Consider the following 21,575-nt stretch of genomic DNA (forward strand, 5'->3'; position numbering starts at 1 on the left):
AGCCAAAGGTCGATCATTTGCTTGGCTAGCATGCGAGCAGCGCGGGTGTCGCTGCTCGCGTTCACCTCGCAGACGATACTTGTACGGGAAAGGAATGGTGCTTGGCATGACCAGTTGACTTTTGATCCACATGCCCGCAATCGCGAGCCGGGCGTTTCCCGATCGCTTCAACTATGGGCCATGACCAATCTTCCTAAGTGATCATTGCTTTTGCCCAAGCGAGCGGTATGCAAAGCACGCCGAGGCAGAACGCAAGCATTCGCTTCGCCGGGCAAACGCCCTAGTGCTGAATCTACATCGCTTTGTTCGTACGCCGCTGTCGTGCCCAGAGGGTCGACAGCACCTGTCTTTCCAAGCACTTAGTACCTGACGCTACGCACCGGACGTACTGGGTACCACCAGCGGCGCTCGCGCAATCTGGCACCCTCAACCCACTTCTATATCTGGTTCCGCGCGCACGCTCGCTCCGCGCTAGCCGCGTTCAGTACCTGCGCCGTTTTCAGGACACTTCTTCCTTGACGGCATCGCGTACTGGGCTAGCACGATTGGCTAGCAGCATGGAGGGACGCTCCACTGCGTAGAACAGACCCAGCGAACAAAGAAAGACAACACCACCACCAGCGAAGAGCAACTTAAAGAACTTCCAGTACGGCCTCGGGTCCATAGCGAACCAGGCGTGATCTCTAATGGTATACAGCAGCGGCATGTGAATCAGGTAGATCGAATAACCAAGCACTCCCGCGATACATAAGAGCGGAAATGACGAGATGTTTGCCTTGAGCTTGTTCGATGCCAGCGATGCTCCCAAGAGGATCAGTCCGTAGCCGAATGCGAAGGGTATCGACTCAAGATAGTAGTACGCGCGCGCATCCCTCGAAAAATCAAGGATGTATAGCGTGGGATTGGCAAACCCGTTGCGCATAGAGATATCGCCGAGAAAATACATCATCGCGACCACTACGAGGATGCCAAGGCCAAAGTAAATCAACCCCATAAGCTCTGAAGTCAGTGTCCGCCCTCTAAAGCGCTGAAGTATTACGCTTATCGCACAGCCGATGGCGAAGTGCGGAAGATAGCTCAATATTTGATGACTAAGATTGAAACGGATGACCTCTTGATTGAAAGGAAGGTCAAAATCATGCCTACCAATTACGTCGACGAGCCAAGTCAGGCCATTCCTAGCGAGGTAGAGCCAGACGATGCTCACCAAGACTGAGGCGACGACACCCTGCCACCAGCGCCCCTTGTAGAACAACGGCACTACGAACGGCAGTGAGAGATAGAACATCATTTCTATTGTTAGCGTCCAGAAAGGCGACGCAACACCATAGGTGCCGAAAGACCAAATGAAAGCGGTCTGCATGAATGTCGCATGCGCAATGAAGTTTGCGGCGCCCCACTCGCTCCACACCCGCGCGTTGTCGATATAGTGAGGCGTGTAGAGCAGAACCACGAGAAAGAGGACAACCCAATATGGCGGTCCTATTCTCAGAATGCGCGCGCGCATGTAGTGGGAGATGCTCGGCGATGGGCGCCCGGAGGCATCGTTCTTTAGGAATCGAGAAGATAGGAGCATTCCGCTAAGAACAAAGAACAGGTCGACGCCAGAAGACATCATCACGATGAGAGGCGTCAGGTCCACAACCCCCAAGGAGAACGGGGGGGAGCCGGAAAGACCCCATGCATGTCTGATCAGAATAAAGAGGACCGCCACACCTCGAATCGCATCGAGGTATGGCACGTTCTTGTCCTGAAAAGGGAGAAGCTTCTGCGCTAGCACCATCTCAGGCAAACCCATTGATCACGGTTGATATCCTTGCGAGCCTCGGGCTCCGCACTTGGTACATTCTTGATATAAGACCGCGGGGCACGCCGCGATGTGACTGCGTCAAGGAAGTGAACTCCTCGTCAAGGGCAAAGACCTATGCGTTGGAACTCCCTCATCACGAGCGGAACAAAATCTGGGTGCGGACGCCTGTGAGAGCGACTGCGACCCGGAGCTCTTCAAAGTCCTGCTTTCAGGTCATTACCGCCTTCTGCGGAGTATGGATTGCCGGCTGCGTCGAGGGGCCTGATGTGACCTGCGGACACAATCTCGAACGTGCGGTCTTCCCATTCCTGCGCGGCCGGATCCAGTTTGAGACGCCTGCTGGCCAGATCGGCATTCCAAGTGCCCGTACTATCCAGAATACTGCCGTCGCCCACTTTCCCATCGTAGGTCTCGTTCAACTTATAGCTGCCATCCGCAAGCAATTCGAGTTTGGTGATCACACCCTTGCAGTCGCCGCACGGCAGCGTGCCGATGTAGGCGCCAGGTAGACTGGCTTGAGTCACTTCCACCGTTGCCGGCGCGACGTCTGCTGACTTCGGTGCTTCGGTCTGCTCTTGTTTGTCGGTGCTGTTGTTTCCGCAGGCCACCAATGCGAAGGCCACGATACTAACCGTAATGACTTTGCTAGCTTTCAACATATATATGCTCACAAGATAGGTTGGTTTAGACGAAAACATCAAATCCGGCTTGGATATCGATAGGGAACTACCTGATCAGCCCCGTTAATAAGGACTGATTCCATACCTTCGGGCACTACTTGACGATCGCTGATCTTCACTGATCTCGGCTTGCTGCCCAACTTGGCTTGCAGCTGGCCAAGCGGGTCGGTAGCGGACAGGCTGATCCTGGTCGAGAACCCCAACGCACTCACCTTGCCGTACAAACCCGTCGCGTCCGCGCGTACATTTACCGAAGCACCGCCTGACTTGGCAGGAAAGTCCAACCAGCCGATGTTCACATCGTAGCCGTCCCGCTGCGCTACATCCGCCACGATCGCTTCCTGTACGCGATCCCATAGTTCTTCCATCTTCTTCGAGCGGATGAACGCATCGACGTCCGCCCTGAACTTGGGATACCTCATGTCGATGATGGCCTCATTCGCAGGAACGGTGGTCGCTCCTGCCGAAACCAGTCCGGCCGCTTGGTTGGAGCCGCGCCCTTGATGATAGACAAATGCGCCAGGCGCCAAGCACAACCGATAGCCAGCGGCCAAACTCCTGAGGCTCCAATCCGTTTCTTCGCAATATCCCCTTCCGAAACAGGGATCCATGATCCCTACTTCGCGCACCACCTCCGTCGGAATCATGATGCAGAAGGAAATTCCGGCAGGAATGTCGACCGCATCCTGCGCAAAGGTGTTGGTGCAAACGTCGCAGATACGGTCGACAGTCTCCTGGGAGGCTAGATACTCGTCCGGATCTTCGTTCGGGATGGAATATATCGAGACGTTATTCGACCAGGCGGTCACCGACCCAACGTTGGGCAGGGCAGCGACCGGCAACATGGTATTGATGAGATTCTTTGGAAAGACCACATCGGAGTTATTGATGACCACGTAGTCGTAACCGTGCTCCAGCGCCGTCAACAATCCGAGACTGACGTTGCGCGGGATGCCAAGATTTCGTGGGGTCCGGTAGTAGAAGACCCCTGATTTCAGACAAAGTTGCTCGAGCTCTTCGCTCCAACCTGGCTCCGGACTGGCGTCGTCGAGAATAAGGATATCCACGGATGCGGTACTGGCTTCGGCCATTCGTACCGCACTCGCGATGGCGCGTGGTACGAACTGGCGTCCGTTGTAAACCGTTATGCAGTGAAGAACCCGCGTTGTCGTCACAGCACCCTCCGCAACTTCGGACTCAGCGCCCGGGCCAGACGATATACCCTCGAAGATGCGATCTGCCGAAGCTTGTCGTCAGCACTGGTCCGCCCATAATCAATCTCAGTCGTGGTTGCACCTCCGTTCAGGCGCGCTCGCGCCTCCATCAGCTCTCTACTCAGCGATGTCAGACGCGCCGTCAGATCAAGTACGCGCTTGTTGGCGACTTCAACGTCGATCAGTGCCTGTTCCAGCGAAATTTTGTCGATGTCTTGCTTGTCCATTATCTCGGAACCTTTGAGAGAATAATCCTATAGAAATCCACGAGCCGCGCGGCCGTGTCGTCCCACGTCAGGCTCGCGGCATTCCGCAGAATCGCCTTAACCACTTGCGATGCCCTGTCCGGGTCGATCAGTATCTGGTGCGCATACTCGGTCAACTCATCCACCGACCACGTCCGGGGGATCGATTCGTCTTCAATGAGCTCCTTGAGCGGTCCAAAGCTGACGTGCACCGTGGGAACGCCCATGCTTGCCGCCTCGAAAGGAATCAGCCCGAACCCTTCCGAAGAGGTTGGATAAAGCACAAGCGCCGCGTGGCGCATCAGCCAGTTTCTTTCGAAACTCGAAACGTCTGGCAGCGACAGCAGATCACCTCCCGTCTGCAACCGCAAGGTCGCTTCCTCGAGCCGCGATGAACCCATGGGCACTTGCGCGCCTGCCATCACCAGCGCCAGATCATGACCCTTTTGTACCAAGGCGTCCCAGATTTTGATCGCCAGATCTCTGTTCTTGTGGGTGTAGTTGGCGCCAAGCACAAGGACGAAACGCCGGGAGGACAGGCCTGCCTTGATGACGGCATTGGGAATTGACACCGCTTCATCGGGATCCAGATGGTCGCTGCCGTTCTTGGCGACGCAGGTCCTATCGGGACCCACCTTCAACTGCTCCTCCTCGATCACGTTGAGGGTGTCGTTTGAGATGGCAACCACGCCGTCGGCGGTAGCCGCGGCGGCCTTCATGTTTTCCCGGTAACCCATCCAGGCCAGGCCATCCCGGTGGTAACTGCCGATCTTGTATGCAATCAAGTCCTGAATGGTAATGACCACGCGCTTCCCCAGCTCCCGCCAACGCCCCCAGGGAATAGCGGCATCGGGCTGAAATGGCCTGTGGACGATGTCGACGTGCGGGGCTCCACGGAAGTGCAGGCCATCCTCAGCGCAGAACGTGACTTTTCCATACTTCAGCAACTTGGAGGCATAGCCTGGTACCACGCCGCCCGGGACACCCACGGCGATAGCCGAGACGTCTTTGCGCCGCGCCAACGCGTCGACCAGGCACACCGTCTGCACCTGGGTACCCATTTCCATAGCACCCAGGCATGATCCATCCACCAGCAAGCGTAGGCCCTGCACCTTGGCCCTGGCTACATCCATGGCGATCGCCATCGGTGAGCCGATCGAACCGCGTTCCTGGTCGTAAAGCGCGGGGAACTCGTTGAATTCCCTGTGCAAGGAATGCCTTGTGAGCTCGTCATCGATCGCCTCGACGGGAGCATGGCTCTGCAGCCATGGATGCATCACGTAGGTGGATGAGTCCAACAGATGGGAAAACCCTCTGCGAGACGCCCGCAGGGCGATCTGCGCCAAAGCAAGCTTGATGTTCGAATGCCGTCCTATTTCGTCGCCTCCGCATAGTCGATACGGTGACAGCGCAATAAGGACAGCGCTCCCCGCGGGCATCGCTATCGGGACCAAAGCAGGCTCAGGCGCCAACTCACGCAACCGCTGAGTGACCGTCTCTTCATCCATACCGCCGATACCATAGGACACGGCCGTGTTCCTATGCGGAAAACTTAGATAGCCCGCTGCATTGGAAAGAAAGGAGATCGTCGCGACTCGGCCGTCTTGCGTCAGCTTCTCTAAGGAATTGGAGAGGAACGCGGTGGACACCGCTACCGGATGATCGATGACGAGAATCGCGTCGAGTTCGGGCGAAACCGCTTCCACCCGCTCGATCGCCTCGGAAAGCGTCCAGGCTTCAAAGACCTGAACCCTTGAAAGTCCTCCATACAACTTGCGCGCTACCTCGGGGGCGGAGCTCGCGATATGGACAACATCAGTCCCCTGAATCGCCAGGCAACTGCGAACGCAATCAACCCACTGTCTTGGATCGTCCAGCGCCAGTAGCAACACTCCGGCGGCGATCTGGGCATCAGCATCGATTGGCAGAGCTGTTGCCGTCATCACGCGTAACCCTTCTCGACTAGCCACTCGCCTACCAGTTTGGCACCCTGATCAAACGAGACGAAGCTGCCGACATCCACGCACTTCGAAAGCTCGCTCGTGTCTGCCACCGCACTGCGGACGTCACCATCCCTGAACTGGCCGGTGATAAAGGGAGCCGGCGCGCCATGCAAGGCGGCAATCGTTTTCGCAGCCTCCATGATCGTGACCGGGCGTCCAGTTCCAACATCAATCGTTTCGCCGCTTCCTTCAGTCGCAGCCACTCGAATCAGCGCCCGCGCGACGTCGCTGATGTAAACGAAATCGCGCACGATCTCGCCATCCTCATAAACGGGAATGGCCTGCCCCTTTCGAGCCATGCGATGGAAGAGCGTGATGATCCCGGTGTAAGGGTTGATCGGCGACTGACCAACTCCATATACGTTCTGCAGGCGGAGTATCTTCAAGTCGACGCCCATGGCGGAGCACCACGCCATGAGTATATGCTCCTGGGCCAACTTGGTCGCGCCATAGATACTTGTGGGGCTCGCCTTTACCCGGGCTGCCGCATGTGGAAGCGCAGCATAATGCCCTCCTTCTTCGTGCGCGGGTTCCCACTGACCGTTAGACAACATCGCATGCGTGCGAATTCCGGGATAGATCACGCTCCCCGCGTCATCGCGCCAAGCACCCTCCCCGTAGACTGCGCGGCTCGACGCCAAAACTATCGACTTCGGCACCAGACTATGACGCGCAAATGCATCGGTCATCTGCGTTGTGCCAACGACGTTCACGCTCCCGTGACGGGTAGCCTCCAACAAAGATTGGCCCGTACCCGTTTCCGCAGCAAGGTGGTAGACCAACGTCGGGCGAAAAGAAGCGAGGAGGCGATCCCAAGCTTCAGCATCCGTGACATCGCCGACTATCAGCTCAACGCCGGAGTTCAAAGCCAGCGGTCGCTCTTGCCTCTCGTGAATCTGTGGATGCAGATTGTCGAAAGCCACAACGGAGTGTCCCGCATTCACGAGCAGGTCCGATATCGCACATCCGATAAATCCGGCGCCACCCGTGATTAGCACTTTCTCTTTAGTTTCCATACGAAATCCCCATCTTCATATCTAGTAAATTTAATAACGCGTCGGAATAACTAGCGAGAAAGAAAACGCTTCCAGAATCCCGTTGAAATTTTTGTCTTTATCTCTGAAACATCGCGGGCAAGCTCTTCGTGCAGAGCAGCGCTTCTTTCGAAGTTTTCCAGGATCGTGGCATTGAGCCCGCTGATACCCGCATCCATCGCTTCCAGCCTGTGCGATAGATATTCCAACTTGTGCGATATCGCGGACAGTTGCTCTTCAACCTTATTGGCCAGCGCGCCCTGCTCCAGTCGCAATCCGTGCATATCATGGTGCAAGTTGGATATCCTTTCCTTCTCCACGCCGATCCTCTCCCCGGTCGCTTCACGATCGGCGTCCAAGGCAGCCGCAAGACGGCCATGCGACCTTGCCAGCTCGGTCACCGCCTCTTCCAGCATCTGGAGCAGCGCTTCACGCGCACTCTCGGGCTCCACCGCGGCCGCCCCAGGATCCAGAAATGACTGCTCCAATTCGGCCAACATCAACTCGAATGACCAGGAGTGCAGAGGAATCTTCGAGAGGGATGCGATCCAATAAGAAAGGTGTCCAGGAAACCCGTAGGGAGTGACGCTGACCTCTCGTATGGGCTCAGCCAAGATTAGCGGGGCAGAGACGAGCTCTTTTACGAAAACGAGAAACGATATATATACGTTCTGGGGCCAGAAGCAATCGTTCTTGGACGGAGAGATAGCGCCATAGTCGATCAAACAGTACTTACCGTCTTCACGCCGAAGAACGTTCCAGGCACGTATGTCCTGATGGTATAGCGACATACCCTCCAGATTGATGCATTCCCTTAGAATGTCTCGAATCGCGATGTAATAGTCGAAAGACGAACCGGAATCGGTCAGGTCTGTAAGAAGCTCGCCGCGGATTTTTTCTCTAAGCAGGTACGAGTGCTGACCATCGTCCTCGACGCCAAAGACGCGAGGATAATCCTCGTTGCCCGCCACTTGGTTCAGAAACTCCACCTCACGATCTATCTCTCTCCTGTTTACATCCGCATCTTCGCCAATCAACGCGAGCTTCTTTAGCACACGGTCCGCGGACATGTAGTAAGTGCGGCTGCTTTTGAAGGACGACTTGGCAAAACGATGGCCACCGCGCCTGACAGACTCGATGGTCCCAATCTCATCCACTGCGTACCACAGTTCATCGCTGACAAAGTAAAGCGGACGCTTAACCTCGGAGAGATGTGTCCCAGTCCGCCTTATCTCCCGGACGAAGGCAGCCGATCCGAAGGTATCCAGCGGATTCTCGGGCAAGGCCGACGCCCAATATAGCGGCTCATCCGCCAGCGCCAGCTCAGCAACCAACACCGGGGATATCGATCGAAGGCGTTCGACCGTCGACATCGCGGCGTCCGGCGAAACATGAAATGCAACGTGATGTATGACGCTCAGAAGCAGCACCAGATCGAAATGCCCCTTGTCGAGCGAAGACACAAAATCTTCTATTTGCGCCTCGACAAAGTTCACGTCAAGCTTGGGGTTGATCGCTCCTAGTTTCCGGCATAACTCGATGTTCTCCGGCAACATGTCCACGGCCACTACGCTCGCGCCAAGCGATGCGAGCGACAAGCTCATGAATCCTTGTGCGCAACCCAGGTCCAGAACCCGCAGAGGGCGATCAAGTTTTTTTGAAACACGATCGTAGATGCGCTTTATATCGTCGAGACGATCTTCCGTTGTCCGAGACGCGCCGGAGGAAAGCTCTGCATAGCCGTAGATGGGCTGATAGATCTCAGGCAGTCTGGCTACCAGCGCGGCAACTGCATCAGTATTCTCATTCATTGGTGCACCAACAGGTTCGCGCCAAGATCGATCAGCCCCGTAAAAGCGGACTGTCGCGTAGCCGTTAAGATGATGGAGTCGTAGCGCCTATCCAGCGGCACCAGCGTCTCAACACTTTCGCCAGCCGCTACTCCGAGAGAAATAAGATAGTCGCCCGCATTGAGTGAGAACGGCAAAGAAAACTCGAAAACCCGCTCATCGCCCGGGGCAACTGCAATGTGACGCCACCCATCGTTGAGAAGCAACGAATTTGTACCGTACACAAACACGCCATCGAGCGTCTTGATCATGATTCCTGGGACTACATTGTCGAATCCCTGCTTGAACAAGCAGCGAAAGGAGAACCTCACGCGCTCGCCGCATTCGATGATCGCCGGATAATCGCCTGTTTCGCTGACTACCAGGTAATCGCTGATCACTGCTTGTCCATTACCCCAGCGATACTCTTCCTTCCGGTAAAGAGGACGCTGTTCGTAGATCCCCCTCAGTAAGTCGGTTGCGTTTTCAGCCGCTCCTTGACCATGCTCTTCGGTCAGTTCCGCAGCAATGGAGGTAGGGTCCTCAGTCCTCTTGCCGAATATCTCATCGAGGTAAACATTGGTGACGTCGCGCGGATGACCATCCATCTTCAGTCTTCCGTTGCTCAACAAGATGGCGCGATCGCAGTTGCGGACGATATCCGCGACTGAATGGCTGACCAGCAACACTGCCATGCCCTCATCCCGGTATCTCTTGATGCGCTCGTAGCACTTGGCCTGAAAAAAAGCGTCGCCCACGGTGAGCGCCTCGTCCACTATCAGCAGATCCGGGCGAATGGCGGTAGCCACCGCAAACGCGACCCGCGCCTGCATGCCGCTGGAGTAAGTCCTGACGGGATGATCGAATGCGTCCCCGATGTCAGCGAATGACTCTATGTCGGCTATGACGGCATCTACTTCCGCCCTCGACCGACCCATCAACCCGGAGATCTGATACGCGTTCTCGCGCCCAGTCAATTCGGACTGGAATCCCATTCCAAGCTCCAGGATCGATGAAATCTTTCCGGACTTGGACACCCCTCCGCGCGTGGGCGCCAACGTTCCCGTCACGATCTTAAGCAGCGTACTCTTGCCTGCACCATTCTTACCGACGATGCCAATCGACTCACCTCTCGAAACCGAGAACGAAACGTCATCGAGCACATTGACTTCACGCTGGGGCGAGAACGGCAACCCAAGCCAACTGCCAAAACGTAGCCATTCGCTCTCCCATTCCGCGTATGACTTGCCTAGCGACTGAACATTCAGGATGTCTGATTTCATAGCGCATCCGAGATGTCGGACGACGCACGTCCGTAAAGCACCACCGCAAAGCCCGCCAGGAGCAGTGCGATTGCACCGACCTGACAAATGTGAGCAAGGTCCGGCAGCGACCCGTATACCAGCACTGCGTGGTAAGAGCTGACCAGCTTGTACAGCGGGCTAGCGAGGAGCACGTCCTTAACGCCGGGCGGCAGAATATTGGGCGTGTAGACGATAGGCGTCAACCAAAACAACGCCTGGAGGACGACCTGAGTCGCTTGCCCCACATCCCTCACGACGACATTCAGAATGCCCAAGATCGTCCCAAGCGATAGAGCGAAAATGAAATTGATCGCGATGATCGCGGGCAAAAGCATCACGGCAGCGGAAAACTTATGCCCAAGGAATAGGAATACGACCAGCATCGCAACAAGAAGGAAAAAATTGTTCACCAACGCGACACCGGCTGCGATAACCGGCAGGCAGACCCGTGGAAATGACACCTTCTTCATCAAGTCGGCTTTGTCCACGAATACGTTCACGCACCCCATCAAAATTTCCTGGAAGAGAGCCCACGCCAGCATCCCTGCGAGAAGGTAGAGTGCGTATGCGTATTTGCTTTCGATCCCCGGCAGCTTTGAAGCGATGATCGACGAAAGTACCGTCGCATAGACAATCGACTGGATAATCGGATTGATGATCATCCATAACGCGCCGAGCTTGCTGCGCGAGAACTTCGATTTAAATTCATTCCGTATGGATGAAAGAATGAAGAATCTATAACTATAGATTCGCGACAGCTGCCCAACCATTACCGGGCGCTCCCGCGATCCTGCATTTGCTTCGCCTTTTCGCTCACCAGGGAATCAAGCGCTTGACCAAGATCGCTAACCAGATCTCGAGCTATCTCCACCCCTACGCTCAACCGAACCAGTCCATCGCTGATCCCTAATTTTTCCCGCCGCTCGAGCGGAATCGAAGCGTGCGTCATAACCGCCGGATGATTAATTAGGCTTTCCACGCCGCCCAGCGATTCGGCCAGGGTAAACAGCTGAGTCTTCTCGCAGAGGCGTCTGGCAGCCTCGAACCCGCCTTTCAGGACGACAGAGATAATGCCGCCGAAGCCATGCATCTGTCTTTTCGCAAGCTCGTGCTGCGGATGCGAAGGTAGACCGGGATAGATAACCTTCTCGATTGCAGGATGCGTTTGCAGCCATTCCGCCAATGCCTGGGCATTCTCGCAATGCGCCTTCATCCGCAGATGCAGGGTTTTCAATCCGCGCAACGCCAGGAAGCTGTCGAAGGGTCCCTGCACCGCCCCAATGGAGTTCTGCAGGAACGCCATTTGTTCGGCCAGCTCCTGATCGTCGCCTACCACCACCATGCCGCCAACCATGTCGGAGTGGCCGTTGAGGTATTTGGTGGCCGAGTGCATGACGATATCGGCGCCCAGCTCCAGAGGGCGCTGCAAGATCGGTGAGGCGAAGGTGTTGTCCACCACGACGCGCAACCCGTGTTTGTGGGCGATCTCGCAAACGGCCAGAATGTCGACGATCTTCAGCATGGGATTGGTGGGGGTTTCCACCCAAACCATCCGTGTTTCCGGCCGAATAGAGGCTTCCAGTGCAGCCAGATCGGTGAGGTCGGTGAAACTGAAATCCAGGCCGGCGCTGCGCCTGCGTACGCGCTCGAACAGGCGGTAACTACCGCCGTAAATGTCGTCCATGGCCACAACGTGGCTGCCGCTGTCCAACAGCTCCAGGACAGTGGAAGTCGCCGCCATGCCCGAGGCGAATGCGAAGCCACGGCTCCCGCCTTCCAACGTCGCCACGCAGCGTTCGTAGGCGAAGCGCGTGGGATTATGGGTGCGCGAGTACTCGAAACCTTGATGCACACCCGGACTGCTCTGGGCATAGGTTGACGTCGCGTAAATGGGCGGCATCACCGCTCCGGTGCTGGGATCCGGCGACTGTCCGCCATGAATTGCCAGCGTGCCGAGCGCCAGCGGCGAGGCGCCGCTCCCGGTCTTGCTTGGTTTTTCCGACATAACTGATCCTTAATGCAGCCGCCGATTTTAGCAGCTGCGACTTAACCTGCCGTCCATGCGGCTACGCCGCGGCCGAATCGACGCCGATGCTACAAGGTAAATGCGTTTACTGTGCTCGCCGTCGCAGATAGTTCAGCAGGTCAATCCGTGTAATCAAGCCCAGGAAGGCGTCGCCGTTCGTGATGATGGCCACCTGCCCCCGGTCAAAGACCGGCAGCAGCGCCTCGATAGGCGAACGCACATCCAGTCGATCCAGCTTGCTGACCATGGCGGTTGATACCGGGTCCCGGAAGCGGGTTTCGTCCCCGTAAACGTGGAGCAACACGTCGCTTTCATCGACGATACCGACCAGCCTGTCTCCTTCCATGACCGGTAGTTGCGAGACGTCATACAGCTTCATGCGCTGGTAGGCCGTCGTCAGCAGGTCGGTTGGGCTGACCACCACGGTGTCGCGCTGGCTGTAGGGGCGCAGGATCAGGTCGCGCAGATCACCATACTGCGGACGCTCGATGAAGCCGTTGTCCAGCATCCAGTAGTCGTTGTACATCTTCGACAGGTACTTGTTCCCGGTATCGCAAACGAACACCAGCACGCGCTTGGGTGTGGTCTGTTCTTTGCAGTACTTCAGTGCCGCGGCCAACAAGGTGCCGGTAGATGAGCCTCCCAGGATGCCCTCCTTCGCCAGCAGCTCGCGCGCGGTCAGAAAGCTTTCCTTGTCGCTGATCGAATAAGCTCTCTTGACCCGGCTGAAGTCGGAAATCTGCGGCAGAAAGTCCTCACCAATGCCTTCCACCAGCCAGCTGCCGGATTTTTCGCTGACAGTGCCTTCGTTGATGTACTGGGTCAGGATGGAACCCACCGGATCGGCGAGCACCAGCTCCACGCCGGGAGCGTGCTCGGCAAAGCAGCGGGACAGTCCGGTCATGGTGCCGGAACTGCCGCAACCGAACACGATCGCATCCAGCTGGCCATCCATCTGGCGCAGGATTTCCGGACCGGTGCCAAATTCGTGCGCGGCCGGATTATCGGAGTTGCCGAACTGATTGATGAAATAAGCGCCCGGCGTTTCCGCCGCGATGCGCGCCGCCAAGTCCTGGTAGTACTCCGGATGGCCCTTGGCCACGTCCGAACGGGTCAGGACGACTTCCGCGCCCATAGCCTTCAGATTGAAAATCTTTTCCCGGCTCATCTTGTCCGGAACTACAAGAACCAGCTTGTAGCCTTTCTGCTGGGCGACCAGTGCCAGTCCGATACCTGTATTGCCGGCGGTGCCTTCCACCAGCGTCGCGCCCGGCTTCAGGTCGCCACGCTTCTCGGCGGCTTCGATCATCGAAAGACCGATGCGGTCCTTGATGGATCCGCCCGGATTGGCGCTTTCCAGCTTCAGGAACACTTCGCACACGCCGGTGTCCAGGCGTTGCGCTTTGACGATAGGGGTGTCGCCGATCAGGTCGAGGACGGAAGAGTTGATCGCCATGCTGGCTGTGCGCTCGGGGCATTGAATAAGCCCGATTATCGCACTTGGGTGGCGCGGACGGCGACAGCCGACGAGGAGGCCATCGCCGCCCGCGACAAGAAACGTCAGGACGGAGGGGGAGAGGTTAGTGAGGTTTGGTGTCGTAGATCCGGAGCAATCGCTCTTTGGCACGAAGCTTTTCGCGTTTCATCTGGCCTAGTCGCGTGTCGTCGATAGGCAGCACGCCGAGTTCGGCGTCAGTGACTTTCTTGTCTAGCTCGCGGTGGAGCTGATACAGCTGTTTGAACTCCGGATCGGTCTTGATCAGTGCTTCTACTTCGGCCTGCGGTTGACTTTCGAACATGGCAATACCTCCTTCAGCAGAAATACGAACGCCCCGGCCTTTGCAGGCGCGGGGCGTTGGCTTGGGAGCGGAGAATGGGGCGGGCGGCGCGGGTGCTTCCATCAGGAGCACCCGCATAGGCCTTGTGGCCAGTGGCGGTCTCCTGAGTAGTGCATACCAGCGTCATCGGCTCGATTCTCCGGTGAGCCAAGCGGCGGGAGCCACTTGGGTATACGACCCTACTCCTCGAAATCCGGTCCGGCAAGGCCTTTTGCGGACGTTTTATTGTTGTGTGATCGGGCGTGTGAATATAGTCGCGCCGAAAGTTACTCCGGGCGTTGAACTGCGTTCAAGTTACTGAATATCAAACGAATTCAATGGGCCACAACCAGTTCGACTGCCTTGGCGCGGCTGCCATTACCCTTCCCCATGGCCTGCAGGCGAGCTTTGGAAACGCCCGCCCCAACAAGAGCGTCCCGAACAGCATTCGCACGGGTTTGCCCCGGCGTCTGCGCGTCGCCGTAGCCCTCAATACGGGCTTTGGCTTTGGGGTTGGCGTCCAGATAAGCCGCCAGCGCGCTCGCCGCGGCGGAGCCAGAGGCAGATAGCTTCGAACCAGACGCAAAGCTGTCAGCCGTCAACGTGAACACCTCCCCACGGCTTTCGAACTTGGAAGCGGGCAACTTGGCACCGGAAACCAGCTCCGCCTCTTCCCGCGCGAGCTTCAACTCGCGCTGGCGCGCCGCGCTCAGGCGAGCGGTCTGTTGGCCCGCCACGGTGGTGAGGGTGTCTTCCGCCTCTTGCCGGGCCAGCGTTTCGGCTTCAGCGGCCAACCTGAGGCGCTCGGCTTCTTCCGTCTGGATTTGCGCCTGGATGCGCAGCCGCTCGGCTTCCTGACGGGCGCGTTGCGCATCGCGGCGGCTAGCCTCCACCAGCAGTTCGCTGCGGGTGCGGTCCAGGCGATCGGCTTCGCGCCGGGCCTGCTGTGCCCGCGCGGCGGTTTCCGCGATTTCCACCCGACGCTCCGCTACGTACTGCGCGGTCTCGCGATCCCGGCTGCGCGCTTTGTCCAGGGCGGCGATGGCTTGCTGTGCCTGGAGTTTCTCGTATGCCGCGTACTCAGACAGTTCGGGGTTGGACTGAAGACCCACCAGCCGCTGGTTGAGTTGTACGACAACGGGATTCTCCGCCCCTGTCGCGGAAGCGGTCAGCAGCGTCAGCGATACCACCGCCATGCCGGTGAAATTCCGTAACAACATGCGCAAGCGGCTCATCGGTTGGCCTCCGAGCTGAGTCTGCGTTGCAGGTCGGCAACCTCACTTCGGCGCTGTTGCAGTTCCGCACTGGCCACGGCCTCGTTGCTGCGCGCCCGGGCCAGATCCGCGTCTGCAGCCGCCCTCAGCGCCAGGCTCAGCGCGAGCTTGCGGTCGCGGCTGGCATGCGCGGCTTGCGCCTGCGCCAATGCCTGGCGCGCCACATTCAGTGGCTCTGGAGCGTATTGGTCGGCATCGGCCTGGGTTGCTTTCTGGACCGCCTGCTGGGCCGCTTCCAGCTCCGGCGTGGCGACCGTTTGAGCCTGAAGTGGCGAAATAACGGTGACCGACGCGACTAGTGCGGCGGCCATCACATACAGTGGCAAGCGGAATTGTGCGAAGCTACGAATCATTGGGGTGCCGTGTCGAGAGGGGCGCGCGGCCATTGTCGGAAGCCTGCGTCGCAGTTGCAATGCTGTGTCGCCATTGTGGGGAGCATTACCTATGGACATCGGCTATTTCCTGAAGCTGATGACCGAGAAAAACGCCTCGGACATGTTTTTGACCACCGGGGCGCCGGTCTACATCAAGATTGAAGGGAAGCTATATCCACTGGGCAACACCGGTTTGCCGCCCGGCATGGTGAAAAAGATTGCCTACTCGCTGATGGACGAGGGCCAGGTTCCGGTTTTCGAGCGCGAACTGGAACTGAACATGGCCATCGCCCTGCAGGATGCGGGCCGCTTCCGCGTCAACGTGTTCAAGCAGCGCGGCGAAGTCGGCATGGTCATTCGTGCCATCCGCAGTGTGATTCCCACCATCGAAGAGCTGAACCTGCCACCGGTGCTGAAGGACATCATCATGACCCCGCGCGGGCTGGTGCTGATCGTCGGCTCCACGGGTTCGGGCAAATCGACATCGCTGGCGTCGATGATCGACTACCGCAACAGCAGTAGCACCGGCCATATCCTCACCATCGAGGATCCCATCGAATACTTGCATCGGCACAAGCAATCCATCGTCAACCAGCGCGAAGTCGGGCTGGATACCCACGCCTTCCACAACGCGCTGAAGAACGCGATGCGCGAAGCGCCGGACGTCATCCTGATCGGCGAAATCCTGGACGCGACCACGATGGAGGCCGCCATCGCCTTCGCCGAAACCGGCCATCTTTGTCTGGCAACGCTGCACTCCAACAACGCCGACCAGACCATCGAGCGCATCCTCAACTTCTTCCCGGAAAGCGCGCACAAGAACGTGCTGATGAACCTGGCGCTGAACCTGCGCGCGGTGGTCTCGCAGCGCCTGGTGAAGGGCACCGATGGACGTCGCCTGCCTGCCGCCGAGGTACTCATCAACACACCGATGATCCGCGACCTGCTTCGGCGCGGCCAAGTGCATGAGATCAAGCAGGCGATGGAGGATTCGCTGGAGGAAGGCATGGAAACCTTCGACCAATGCCTGTTCCGCATGGTCAAGGATGGCCAGATCGAGCAGGAAGAAGCGCTGCGTGCAGCGGATTCCCGAGAAGGTCTGGCGTTGAAGTTCCGTCTGTCGGAAGGCAGCAAGGGCGAGCACGATCCTTATGCGGATTATGAAAACCCTGCTTCTGGTTCATCGCCTCGCATTACCCACGGATTTGGTTGAGCAGCGACCGGACCCGCGGAATCTTCTTCACTGCATCGAAGCGTTCCACCACGATTCGTATCGCCCTTCGTTGCAGCGGTCTCACGCAGCTGACTCGCTAAGCGGGCTGGGCGTCCGGTTGCCGTTCGGGGCGGGCCTGATCGAATGCCGGTAAAGCCAGGCAGGCTTGTTCAATGCGCACCAGCGTGGGAAAAGGTTCCATGTCCACGCCGAACCGGCGAGCGTTGAACACCTGCGGCACCAGGCAGCAGTCGGCCAATCCCGGGGTCTGACCATGGCAGTAAGTGCCCGTGGCCGAGTCATCGCGTAGTAGCACTTCCAACGCGCCGAAGCCTTCAAGGATCCAGTGCTTGACCCAATCGTCGCGCTCGTTCTGCGGTACGTTCCAGGTTTTGTCGAAATATTGAAGCACGCGCAGATTATTCAGCGGATGGATGTCGCTGCCCACGATTTGCGCCAGTCCACGCACCCGTGCACGGTCGCGCGCCGTCATCGGCAATAGACGCGGCGATGGCCAGGCTTCATCAAGGTATTCCAGGATGGCCAATGACTGGCGAATCACACGCTCGCCGTGCAGCAGCGTGGGCACCATGTGCTGCGGATTCTTGGCGACGTATTCAGGCTGGTGCTGCTGACCGCCGTCGCGAACCAGATGCACCGGAAGCGTTTCGTAACGCAGGCCTTTCAGGTTCAAGCCGATACGGACCCGGTAGGCGGCACTGGACCGCCAGTACGAATAAAGGCGCAGTTGTTCACTCATGTCTGCTCACCCTGGCATTTGACCCAGGTGGTGTCATTCGGCGTTTGCTGTCCTTTGCCAAGTTCCGCTCCCCATGTCACGTCCCGCCTCAGCATGCCTCAGGGCGAGGGCTGCTGCTCAATCCGTTGCTCGATCACGCCAAAAATGGAATTTCCGTCACGATTTTTCATTTCGATCCGGACGACATCGCCGAATTTCATGAAAGGCGTGGACGGCTTTCCGTCACGCAATATCTCCAAGGTGCGCTTCTCGGCAAAGCACGAGGCGCCCTTGGAAGTGTCTTCATTGGCGATGGTGCCGGAGCCGACCACGGTTCCCGCCGACAATGGCCGCGTTTTGGCGGCGTGCGCTACCAGTTGCGAGAAGTCGAACTGCATGTCCACGCCCGCTTCCGGGGCCCCGAACCATTCGCCGTTGATATGCGTCAGCAGCGGCAGGTGCACTTTATTGCCACGCCAAGCGTCGCCCAGTTCATCCGGAGTGACGAATACCGGCGACAGCGCAGAACGCGGCTTGGACTGCAGGAAGCCAAATCCCTTGGCTAATTCCGCCGGGATCAGGTTCCGCAGCGAAACATCGTTGACCAGACCAATCAGTTGGATGTGCGCCGCCGCTTGCTCCGGCGTCACGGCCATCGGCACGTCATCGGTGATGACGACGATCTCGGCTTCCAGATCGATGCCATAGTCCTCGCTAATCACCCGCACGGCGTCGCGTGGGCCGTAGAAACCGGCGCTGGTCGCTTGGTACATCAGTGGATCGGTATAGAAGCTCTCGGGCATTTCGGCATTGCGAGCTCGGCGCACGCGCTCGACATGCGGCAGGTAAGCGCTGCCATCGACAAATTCATAAGCACGCGGCAGCGGGGCAGCCAAGGCCTTGGAGTCCACTTCGAATACGCCATCGGCATCGCCGTCATTCAGCGACTCGGACAAGGCATTGAGCCGCGGCGCGATATTCGACCAATCTTCCAGCGCCTGCTGCAGGGTCGCCGCGATTCCGGTAGCGCGTACCGCGCGCGTCAAATCCCGAGAGACGACGATCAGCGTGCCATCGCGGCCGCCTTCTTTAAGCGAACCAAGTTTCATAACGCTCCAATGATGTGGTTCAAGGCTATGGTTTCAGATGCAACCAATATAGTCCGCCTGCCGTTCGATTGCGAACCCATCCGCAGGCCGCTTTTCCCTAGATCGTCGCATCAAACATCATCGCCTTGAAATGCGCCCGCGCGAAACGTCAGTACCAACGTATCCCGGTATCCGCTTTCCGCCACCGGCAGGATAGGTGTTGATTCGTGGATCACCCGCTCGTCGTCCAGGAAGATCAGCGACCATGGGGCTTCCAAGGTAAACCGCTGACCGTCAGGACCGGCGGCATCGAACACCCGTGTTTCTCCGCCTTTGATGCCAGCCCGGTTAACCAGCATTACCGCCACGAAATCCACGCCATCACGGTGTGCACCCTCGGGTGTCGGACGGCCGATACCGTCGGTGGTATCGATGCGGAACTGATGCGCTTCCACATGCCAGGGCTGCGCGCCTTTCAGCGTGGAGCACCATCCACCCAGCGTGGTCAACAATTGCGCCCAACTTGGCTGTGAAAGCACGGAAGGATGCATCGGCTCGAACCAGCGCTGCATGCCGCCATGCAAGGCGTTGTAGTCGGGCGACTGCCAATGGGCGCGATGGGGGGTCAACGTCACCGTTCCGTCGTCGACGACGAAACAGGAATGCCGGCGTCGGCGGTAACGCCCGCCATCTTTGAGATATAGATCCGGCTGCAGGTCGTCCCAGCTGGGTTTCAACCCGTCAAGCGACTCAGGGGAGAAGCCGCACAAGACCCCGACGCTGTCAGGAGCCAGCACGATATAACCGCGCTCATGCATCCGCGGCAGCCATTGTTCCGGAGACGAGTAAGGCGGAAGAAACGTGGCGACCATAGGCTAGGGCCCTTTTACGCGATTGGATGAGTCACGTCGCCGCCTTGCGGCTGATACAAGCGCCGCAACCAGATGCTCTCGCGGCGGCGACGCTACTCGGGCATGTATCAACCTGTATTTCATTGTTCGTCCCTGCCCCGCATGCACTGGATTGCGACGCGGCCTACTCCAACCGTAGGCTTGATCCATCAAAAGCAAAAACCCGCACAGGGCGGGCTTTTGCTGATGCTCGGCGCGATGTAGCTGACGCCTGTCCGTCGACTTCAAATTGGCAGCCCCGGAAGGATTCGAACCTCCGAATGCCTGAGTCAGAGTCAGGTGCCTTACCGCTTGGCGACGGGGCTGTATAGCTATTAGCGCTTCGAGAACTGCGTGGCGCGGCGTGCTTTGTGCAGACCGACCTTCTTACGCTCGACTTCGCGAGCATCGCGGGTCATGAAACCAGCCTTGCGCAGATCCGTCTTCAGCGTTTCATCATACTCCACCAGCGCACGGGCGATGCCCAAGCGGATGGCGCCGGCCTGGCCGGTTGTGCCGCCGCCGATGGCGGTCACGAAGATGTCGAAGTTTTCAGTGTTCTTGGTGAGCTCCAGCGGCTGGCGCACGATCATGCGCGCGGTCTCGCGGCCAAAGAATTCGTCCAGCGGACGATCATTGACGGTGATGTTGCCGGTGCCCTTGCGCAGGAACACGCGGGCGGTGGAGGACTTGCGACGGCCGGTGCCGTAATTCTGGGTAATTGCCATGATCAGATATCCAGGACTTGCGGCTGCTGGGCGGCGTGCGGATGGTTGGGGCCTGCGTAGACCTTGAGTTTACGGTACATGTCGCGGCCCAGCGGGCCTCGCGGCAACATGCCCTTCACTGCGATCTCGATAACGCGCTCCGGGTGGCGCTCCAGCGCCTGAGCCAGCGTTTCGGTCTTCAGGTTACCGATGTAGCCAGTGAAACGGTGATACTTCTTGTCGGCCAGCTTGTTGCCGGTCACGTGAATCTTTTCGGCATTGATCACCACCAGATAATCGCCGGTATCGACGTGTGGGGTGTACACGGGCTTGTGCTTGCCACGTAGGCGGCGGGCCAGCTCGGTGGACAGACGGCCTAGCGTCTTGCCGGTGGCGTCGACGAGATACCAGTCGCGCTGGACGGTCTCGGACTTGGCGGTGAAAGTAGTCATGAATAAAGCTCTTGGTTTGGTCGGGCTGATTCCGGCCGTGTGATCTGGCGGAACTTTGCCACGCGTTGTGAATTGCGGAACGACAGAAGCGGAATTGTACTGGCCAGCGATTTTCCGCGCAAGTCACCCCAAGCGCCGAAATGTAGCCCTAGCAGCGGTTGTACCCGCAGCGGCACAATAGCGCCCATGGTTACTCGTACTCTCTCTCCCTTGGATCGGCTCTTGGTCGAGGCCCAGCGCGGGCTCGAAACCGTTCTCGGCGATCCTCCCGCCCATCGCATCAACCCTGCCGCCGACACGCCTGAAGTGGAGCTCGATGCGACCGAACGGCGCCATGCCGCCGGGCTGATGCGCATCAATCATGTCGGTGAGATCTGCGCTCAGGGCCTTTATTTTGGCCAAGCTGCAGTCGCACGCGATACAGAGACTCGCAAGTATCTGCTGGAAGCGGCCCAAGAAGAGACCGACCATCTTGCCTGGTGCGCGGACCGGCTCCGTGAACTGGATAGCCGCCCCAGCCTGTTCAATCCGCTGTGGTACGCCGGCAGTTATGCGTTGGGCGCCTTGGCCGGACTACGCGGCGACGGCTGGAGTCTGGGTTTCGTGGTGGAAACCGAGCGCCAAGTCGAGGCACACCTGGATGAGCACCTGCAGACCCTGCCGGAAGCCGACCTGCGCAGCCGCGACATCCTGAAAGTGATGAAGGAAGACGAGGCGCGCCATGCCGATCACGCCGAGCAAGCGGGCGCCCGCGCGCTTCCGCCCCCTATTCCCACCTTGATGGCAGGCGCGTCGAACCTGATGAAGGCGATCGCCTACCGCTTGTAGGTAGCCTCTTGCCCGATGGCCTGTAGGGCGGGGTTCGGGCTTGTGGGA

Annotated in this window: 21 protein-coding genes and 1 tRNA gene; 2 read left to right on the forward strand and 20 right to left on the reverse strand. The window is 58.3% G+C overall.

All coding sequences use genetic code 11. The features are described 5' to 3' along the window. Positions 1-499 precede the first annotated feature (499 nt). The 14 genes from AADW18_RS16125 to AADW18_RS16190 all read right to left on the reverse strand — a co-directional run bounded on the left by AADW18_RS16125 (position 500) and on the right by AADW18_RS16190 (position 15,589). The gene (locus tag AADW18_RS16125) at positions 500-1,798 is read right to left on the reverse strand and encodes an acyltransferase (protein ID WP_337344417.1); all 1,299 of its coding nucleotides are present in this window, start codon (positions 1,796-1,798) and stop codon (positions 500-502) included. Between the two features lie 206 nt (positions 1,799-2,004). Beyond that, complete coding sequence (locus AADW18_RS16130) at positions 2,005-2,469, reverse strand: copper resistance protein NlpE (RefSeq protein WP_337344418.1); 465 nt, start codon at positions 2,467-2,469, stop codon at positions 2,005-2,007. Between the two features lie 38 nt (positions 2,470-2,507). Continuing rightward, on the reverse strand, positions 2,508-3,665 hold the full coding sequence (locus AADW18_RS16135) for a glycosyltransferase (protein ID WP_337344419.1): 1,158 nt from the start codon (positions 3,663-3,665) through the stop codon (positions 2,508-2,510). Beyond that, positions 3,662-3,931, reverse strand: a complete 270-nt coding sequence (locus AADW18_RS16140) for a hypothetical protein (RefSeq protein WP_337344420.1) — start codon at positions 3,929-3,931, stop codon at positions 3,662-3,664. The genes AADW18_RS16135 and AADW18_RS16140 overlap by 4 nt, the downstream gene beginning before the upstream one ends. Beyond that, entirely contained in the window at positions 3,931-5,892 is a 1,962-nt protein-coding gene (locus tag AADW18_RS16145; protein ID WP_337344421.1) for a glycosyltransferase, read from the reverse strand. The genes AADW18_RS16140 and AADW18_RS16145 overlap by 1 nt, the downstream gene beginning before the upstream one ends. Then, the gene (locus AADW18_RS16150) at positions 5,892-6,968 is read right to left on the reverse strand and encodes an SDR family NAD(P)-dependent oxidoreductase (RefSeq protein WP_337344422.1); all 1,077 of its coding nucleotides are present in this window, start codon (positions 6,966-6,968) and stop codon (positions 5,892-5,894) included. Before AADW18_RS16150 ends, AADW18_RS16145 begins: the two co-directional genes overlap by 1 nt. Positions 6,969-7,018: 50 nt before the next feature. Then, positions 7,019-8,797, reverse strand: coding sequence for a methyltransferase domain-containing protein (locus AADW18_RS16155; RefSeq protein WP_337344423.1), 1,779 nt, complete (start codon positions 8,795-8,797; stop codon positions 7,019-7,021). Continuing rightward, entirely contained in the window at positions 8,794-10,098 is a 1,305-nt protein-coding gene (locus AADW18_RS16160; RefSeq protein ID WP_337344424.1) for an ABC transporter ATP-binding protein, read from the reverse strand. The genes AADW18_RS16155 and AADW18_RS16160 overlap by 4 nt, the downstream gene beginning before the upstream one ends. Then, a complete protein-coding gene (locus AADW18_RS16165) occupies positions 10,095-10,889 on the reverse strand; it encodes an ABC transporter permease (RefSeq protein WP_337344425.1) in 795 nt (264 codons plus the stop codon). The genes AADW18_RS16160 and AADW18_RS16165 overlap by 4 nt, the downstream gene beginning before the upstream one ends. Further along, a complete protein-coding gene (locus AADW18_RS16170) occupies positions 10,889-12,124 on the reverse strand; it encodes a cystathionine gamma-synthase (protein WP_337344426.1) in 1,236 nt (411 codons plus the stop codon). The genes AADW18_RS16165 and AADW18_RS16170 overlap by 1 nt, the downstream gene beginning before the upstream one ends. A gap of 106 nt (positions 12,125-12,230) precedes the next feature. Further along, the gene (locus AADW18_RS16175; RefSeq protein WP_337344427.1) at positions 12,231-13,601 is read right to left on the reverse strand and encodes a pyridoxal-phosphate dependent enzyme; all 1,371 of its coding nucleotides are present in this window, start codon (positions 13,599-13,601) and stop codon (positions 12,231-12,233) included. Between the two features lie 124 nt (positions 13,602-13,725). Then, the gene (locus tag AADW18_RS16180) at positions 13,726-13,944 is read right to left on the reverse strand and encodes a YdcH family protein (RefSeq protein WP_337344428.1); all 219 of its coding nucleotides are present in this window, start codon (positions 13,942-13,944) and stop codon (positions 13,726-13,728) included. 353 nt (positions 13,945-14,297) lie between these two features. Beyond that, the gene (locus tag AADW18_RS16185) at positions 14,298-15,158 is read right to left on the reverse strand and encodes an OmpA family protein (protein WP_337344554.1); all 861 of its coding nucleotides are present in this window, start codon (positions 15,156-15,158) and stop codon (positions 14,298-14,300) included. Positions 15,159-15,193: 35 nt separating this feature from the next. Next, on the reverse strand, positions 15,194-15,589 hold the full coding sequence (locus AADW18_RS16190) for a DUF4398 domain-containing protein (RefSeq protein ID WP_337344429.1): 396 nt from the start codon (positions 15,587-15,589) through the stop codon (positions 15,194-15,196). 91 nt (positions 15,590-15,680) lie between these two features. Between AADW18_RS16190 and AADW18_RS16195 the strand changes: the two genes are divergently transcribed. Next, on the forward strand, positions 15,681-16,823 hold the full coding sequence (locus AADW18_RS16195) for a PilT/PilU family type 4a pilus ATPase (RefSeq protein WP_337344430.1): 1,143 nt from the start codon (positions 15,681-15,683) through the stop codon (positions 16,821-16,823). A 97-nt stretch (positions 16,824-16,920) separates the two neighbouring features. Here the strand turns inward: AADW18_RS16195 and maiA are convergent, their stop codons facing one another. The 6 genes from maiA to rplM form a co-directional block, all read right to left on the reverse strand. After that, entirely contained in the window at positions 16,921-17,583 is a 663-nt protein-coding gene (gene maiA / locus AADW18_RS16200) for a maleylacetoacetate isomerase (RefSeq protein ID WP_337344431.1), read from the reverse strand. A gap of 98 nt (positions 17,584-17,681) precedes the next feature. Beyond that, a complete protein-coding gene (locus tag AADW18_RS16205; RefSeq protein WP_337344432.1) occupies positions 17,682-18,671 on the reverse strand; it encodes a fumarylacetoacetate hydrolase family protein in 990 nt (329 codons plus the stop codon). A 110-nt stretch (positions 18,672-18,781) separates the two neighbouring features. Then, positions 18,782-19,522 carry a 2OG-Fe dioxygenase family protein gene (locus AADW18_RS16210; RefSeq protein WP_337344433.1) on the reverse strand — a complete coding sequence of 247 codons (741 nt, stop codon included), beginning with the start codon at positions 19,520-19,522 and terminating at the stop codon, positions 18,782-18,784. 269 nt (positions 19,523-19,791) lie between these two features. Further along, positions 19,792-19,866, reverse strand: a tRNA-Gln gene (locus AADW18_RS16215). A 9-nt stretch (positions 19,867-19,875) separates the two neighbouring features. Continuing rightward, positions 19,876-20,268 (reverse strand): 30S ribosomal protein S9, encoded by a 393-nt coding sequence (gene rpsI, locus AADW18_RS16220; RefSeq protein WP_337344434.1) that lies wholly within the window; start codon positions 20,266-20,268, stop codon positions 19,876-19,878. Between the two features lie 2 nt (positions 20,269-20,270). Then, a complete protein-coding gene (rplM, locus tag AADW18_RS16225) occupies positions 20,271-20,699 on the reverse strand; it encodes a 50S ribosomal protein L13 (protein ID WP_337344435.1) in 429 nt (142 codons plus the stop codon). Positions 20,700-20,885: 186 nt separating this feature from the next. Here rplM and coq7 point away from each other — a divergent pair, with 186 nt between their 5' ends. Further along, the gene (coq7, locus tag AADW18_RS16230; RefSeq protein ID WP_337344436.1) at positions 20,886-21,527 is read left to right on the forward strand and encodes a 2-polyprenyl-3-methyl-6-methoxy-1,4-benzoquinone monooxygenase; all 642 of its coding nucleotides are present in this window, start codon (positions 20,886-20,888) and stop codon (positions 21,525-21,527) included. The last annotated feature ends 48 nt before the right edge of the window (positions 21,528-21,575 follow it).

Source organism: Pseudoxanthomonas sp. CCNWLY206-1, from assembly GCF_039710385.1.
GTDB lineage: Bacteria > Pseudomonadota > Gammaproteobacteria > Xanthomonadales > Xanthomonadaceae > Pseudoxanthomonas_A.